Here is a 4,841-nt window from a genome sequence, read left to right as displayed (position 1 = left end):
GCCACCGCTACAGCCTGACCGCCCCGACGCCGCCCGGCCGACAGGCCGGACGGCGTGTCATCCAACACCGTGAACGTTCGTGGTCACGGCACTAGCCACCGGCAGCCACCGCCTGCGTTGCCAGCCCTCGATCGCCTCAGGGTCGCGCTCGACGGCACGCCGGGCGGGAACCTGCAGGCTGTAGCCCATCCGGTGCAGCAGATAGGACACCCCCCGCAGCGTGTAGCCGACGCCGAAGCGGCGCTCGATCACCTCAGCGACCCGAGCCAGCGTCCGCCGGGCGTCAGCCCAGCCCTGAGCCACCGGGCCACCAGGCCCCGCTGACGCCAGAGCCGCCGGCCCACCAGCCGCCCATCGACGCCGCCACTCCCGCACAGACTTCTCCGAAACCCGCAACTCAGACGCGATCTGCGCGGTCGACCTGGACTCCTCGAACATGCCAGCGGCTTGTCCCCGGACCGCTTCGCGCCGGGCCCTGGCCGCCGTGCTCATCCCACCACCAGCCGGATACCTCATCACCCCGGCCTACCGAACCCATCGAACCAGGTCACGCCGCCACGCCGACAGACGTCAAACTTTCAACCTCTGTAGCGCAGGCGCAGGCGCAGGCGCAGGGCAGGCGGCAGGCGTCGCGCTCAGAAGTCGGCGAACAGGTACGGCAATTGGCGCGGGAAGAGCCGGCGCAGCTCCGTCGCCGCGTCCACCGGAACGTCGCCCAGCCCGCGTAGGGACACCTCGACCGGATCGAGCACCCCGTACGCCAGCGCGGAAAGCCCAGCCGACGTCAGCGTGGCGACCGGTGGTGCCACGGCGGTGGCGGCCGGGCCGGTCACCACCTGCAACGTCCCCGTCGTGCCGTCCAGCAGGTGCGAGCCGGCCAACCAGCGGTCCCCGGTCAGCTTCACGCGCACCCGGCCGGCACCGACCGGCAGCCCGGCCAGCGCGTCCACCGAGAGCAGCCGGGCCATGGGCGGGGAGGAGTCGGGTCGTGTCATGCGGGCTTCCACGTGCACGTCGAGGTCGGTGAGCCACAGCTCGGGCAGCTCGTCGACTGGAATCCGCACCCGGGCTGTCGTCACCTGGTCGACGTGCCGGGCCAGGAACTGCAACAGCGACATCCGCGCGTACGGGTCGGTGGTCAGCAGGTCCTCGGCGGTCAGCGTGCCGCCGTGCTCATCAATCCGGTAGGTCACCGCGCCGGTCACGGTCCCGCCGGCACGGGCGGTCAGCAGCCAGTGCTCGTCGCGGTCCCGCAGGGCGACGGCGCGGTACTCGGGGAAAAGCGCGAAGCCGTGCCGGTCCCGTAGGCAGCGTTCGGTGAACTCGCGCCACGTCGGGTAGCCGGTGCCGATGCGTTCCCAGACCACCTCGCCGGGCAGGTCGGCCCGGAGCAGGGAGGCCAGGTCCGCGACGGCAAACGAGGCGGTACGCGCCTTGGGCAACCCGACATAGCCGAAACGCTCGTAGAACGACGGCCGGAACGGCCACAGCGCGCTCAGCGGGTGACCCTCGTCGCGCATCTCGTCGAGCAACTGCCGCAGCAGCGCGCGAATGTGCCCCTGCCGGCGGGCCAGGGGGTGGGTGGCCACCCCTGCGACGCCGGCCATCGTCTGCACCCGCCCGCGCAGGTTCTGCCGCATCGGGATCGCCGACGCGGTGGCGAGGGTCACGCCGTCCTTCTCGACGACCAGCGTCCGGTTGCCGTCGTTGTAGGGCAGGTACGCGCGGAACTCCCCCGCCCGGGAGTCGGTGATCGGCGAGGACTCGAACGCGTACGCCTGGAGGGGAAAGCTGGTCGAGAGGCGTTCGTCGGCGAGTACGCGGCGGATGGTCATCCGTTTATCCCAACCCGGTCCGGCTTCGCCCGCAACCGGGTTGGGCCAGGTGGGCCGGATGCCGGGGCGCCTCAGAGGGCGGCTTGGTAGCTTTCGTCCATTGTGTGTTTGAGCCGGCATGTGAATCTGAGCCATGGTCGTAACCGGTAGGGTCCGGCCGTGCCGGGCTGATCATGGGTGAGCGTGTGGCGTATCCGAGTGACCTGACCGATGAGCAGTGGGCGGTGGTCGGGCCTCCCGCAGGTGTGAAAAGACCGGCATCCGTTGGTGTCGGGGCATCAGGGTCGCTACAAGCTGCGCGAGATCGTGAATTCGATCTTCTACCAGAACCGGATGGGTTGTCAGTGGGCGTACCTGCCGCACGATCTGCCGCCGAAGTCCGCGACGTATTGCTACTTCGCCCGGCGGCGTGATGACGGGCGCTGACCATGTGATTCATGATCTGCTGCGGTGTCAGGCGAGGGGAGAAGGCCGGCCGCCGGGAGGATCCGACCGCGGTGGTGCTGGACACTCAGTAGATTAGAGCGGCCAACCACGTCCCGGCCGCAACGACCGGCGAGGGTGCCGCGAAGAAGGTGCCGGGCCGTAAGCGGGGCCTCGCGGTGGATGCCCTGCCATCGCCTCTCTTGTGGTTGCGCCAGCAGGTGGCGGATCATCGGTAGGTGAACGCAGCGCCGCTGTGGCCTGCTCGCGGCTCTTGTTCAAGGCGATGAGCCGGTCTGGTCCGGGCGCGTTCAGGTTGCTGTTGCTGCAGTAGCCGGCGTCGGCCAGCACGACTCCGATCTGATGATCGGGCAACGCGGTTGCCTGATGCAGGGCAGCGGCAGCGGTGGCCGCGGCGGTCTTCGTCGGCACGAATGATCCCATGTCGTTGGGGTTGCGGTTCAGATCGGTAGCAGCGATGACGTGGTCGCTGGTGACCGCGACCTGCGCGTTGTAACCCTGGAGGAACCCGCGACGGGTAGGCATCACCCGCGAGTCTGGATCGATGATGTTCGCAACGGTCTTCGGCAAAGATTTTGCGGGAGCCTGGGGACTGCCAGCCGCTGTGGCCGCTGGGCTTCGGCTGCGGCGACGACCCGGCGGGCTCTCACGATCCGGGAGTGTTCTTCGGTCGGGACAGGCGGGGCAGCCATCGGCTTCTTCCCCCCCAGCGATCAACGCGGCCCTGCGTTCGAGCTTCGCTTGATGATCGCGTAGCTCGCGGTCCAGATGCGCCCTCGCCTCAGCAAGCCGCAATGACCCATCCGGGATCCGGCCGCGCACCGGCTGACCAGCTCGTGATGCCTCCAGTCGGGCCTGGGCTGCCATCTTCCTCGCGTGATCGTCGGCCTTCAGACGCTGCTGCTCGGCCAGCTCCACCGCATACGCTCCGCCCGGCCCGACCGGCCCTGCAAGATCAGGGGCGAAGCCCGGGGAACTCTTGAACGCGTGACTGTCTTCGCTCGTTGAGAGGCCAGTACCGAAAGGGTGAGGAGATCCGTATGGCACCTAGGAATTCCGATCAGGTCTATGCGCAGGCGTTGAACAGCCTGCCGGTAGGCACCCGCATCACGGGCAACACCACAGTGATGCTGCCCGGTCATCTCGTCCCTGTTCCCATCGGCCCACTGGTGAACAGACTGCGGAGCATCGGGGCCGGCGGGGGGCGGGCGGCGGTGCCGGATCCGGCGTTGGTTTCCGCGTTGGCCGCGCACGGCCTGCACCACAACCCGACCGCGCTCCCCGACGGCAAATGGCGGCTGCTACCCAGCGGCGCCAAAATCAGCTGGCCCGATCAGGACTATGCCCAGGCGTTGAACCGCCTGCCGGTAGGCACCCGCATCACGCAGAACACCACAGTGATGCTGCCCGGTCGTACCGTCCCTGTTCCCATCGGCCAACTGGTGGGCAGACTGCGGAGCATCGCGGCCAACGGGGGGCGGGTGGCGGCGCCGGATCCGGCGTTGGTTTCCGCGTTGGCCGCGCACGGCCTGCACCACAACCCGACCACGCTCCCCGACGGCAAATGGCGGCTGCTACCCAGCGGCGCCAAAATCAGCTGGCCCGATCAGGACTATGCCCAGGCGTTGAACAGTCTGCCGGTAGGCACCCGCATCACGGGCAATATCACAGTGATGCTGCCCGGTCATCTCGTCCCTGTTCCCATCGGCCATCTGGTGAACTCACTGCGGGACGTCTCGGCTGGCGGGGGGCGGGTGGCGGTGCCGGATCCGGTATTGGTCGCCGCGTTGGCCGCGCACGGCCTGCACCACAACCCGACCGCGCTCCCCGACAACAAATGGCGGCTGCTACCCAGCGGCGACAGAATCAGCTGGCCCGATCAGGTCTATGCCCAGGCGTTGAACCGCCTGCCGGTAGGCACCCCCATCACGGGCAACACCACAGTGACGCTGCCCGGTCATACCGTCCCTGTTCCCATCGGCCAACTGGTGCACACACTGCGGAACACCTCGGCCAACGGGGGGCGGGTGGCGGCGCCGGATCCGGTATTGGTTTCCGCGTTGGCCGCGCACGGCCTGCACCACAACCCGACCGCGCTCCCCGACAACAAATGGCGGCTGCAACCCGCAGCAGCCGTCCCTGCCCGGCCCGTCCACGCAGGGAACACCGCCACCGCCCTGACCGGTTCCACCGCCCTGACCGGGCCCGGCCCCGGCCCCGGCCCCGGTGCCCCTTGGCGCCTCACCACCCCAACCGTGACATCGGCGGGCATCACCGCCGCGGCGCGGCTGTCGACCGTTACTGCCTCAGCACAGCCGAGAACCGGCAACCGCGAGGACCGCGACTATTTCCCCACCCCCACCCGTCCCCGCTCAGCCTCCCCTTCGCGCACAACCCCACCGCACACCACGACACCAGGCACATCAGCGGCACCCCACCGCTGACATACGACGTAGTAGGCCCGTGACTAAGGGGCGTCTCGTAACTGGGTGAGGGCGTTGTCCGGGGCCGGCTCGGTGGTCAGCCGGTGAGGATGATGTTGTGGAGGTTGGCGATGCCGGA

General features: G+C 69.0%; 5 protein-coding genes. 2 read left to right on the top strand and 3 right to left on the bottom strand.

Features of this window, described 5'->3' with window-relative positions:
* Window positions 1–57 precede the first annotated feature (57 nt).
* On the bottom strand, window positions 58–492 hold the full coding sequence (locus tag ACIBEF_RS31950; protein WP_396797148.1) for a winged helix-turn-helix domain-containing protein: 435 nt from the start codon (window positions 490–492) through the stop codon (window positions 58–60).
* 143 nt (window positions 493–635) lie between these two features.
* A complete protein-coding gene (eis, locus tag ACIBEF_RS31945; RefSeq protein ID WP_396797147.1) occupies window positions 636–1,835 on the bottom strand; it encodes an enhanced intracellular survival protein Eis in 1,200 nt (399 codons plus the stop codon).
* A 267-nt stretch (window positions 1,836–2,102) separates the two neighbouring features.
* On the opposite strand from eis, the gene ACIBEF_RS31940 reads away from it, so the two are divergent.
* Window positions 2,103–2,261 carry a transposase gene (locus ACIBEF_RS31940; RefSeq protein WP_396797146.1) on the top strand — a complete coding sequence of 53 codons (159 nt, stop codon included), beginning with the start codon at window positions 2,103–2,105 and terminating at the stop codon, window positions 2,259–2,261.
* Window positions 2,262–2,354: 93 nt separating this feature from the next.
* Here ACIBEF_RS31940 and ACIBEF_RS31935 read toward each other — a convergent pair whose 3' ends face one another.
* Entirely contained in the window at window positions 2,355–2,849 is a 495-nt protein-coding gene (locus tag ACIBEF_RS31935) for a hypothetical protein (RefSeq protein WP_396797144.1), read from the bottom strand.
* Window positions 2,850–3,319: 470 nt separating this feature from the next.
* On the opposite strand from ACIBEF_RS31935, the gene ACIBEF_RS31930 reads away from it, so the two are divergent.
* Window positions 3,320–4,723, top strand: coding sequence for a hypothetical protein (locus ACIBEF_RS31930; RefSeq protein ID WP_396797142.1), 1,404 nt, complete (start codon window positions 3,320–3,322; stop codon window positions 4,721–4,723).
* Window positions 4,724–4,841 lie beyond the last annotated feature (118 nt).

The sequence above is a fragment of the Micromonospora sp. NPDC050795 genome, assembly GCF_044456785.1.
GTDB lineage: Bacteria > Actinomycetota > Actinomycetes > Mycobacteriales > Micromonosporaceae > Micromonospora.
The sequence above is the reverse complement of the archived record's forward strand: the minus strand, read 5'-3'. Positions and strand labels throughout refer to the sequence as shown.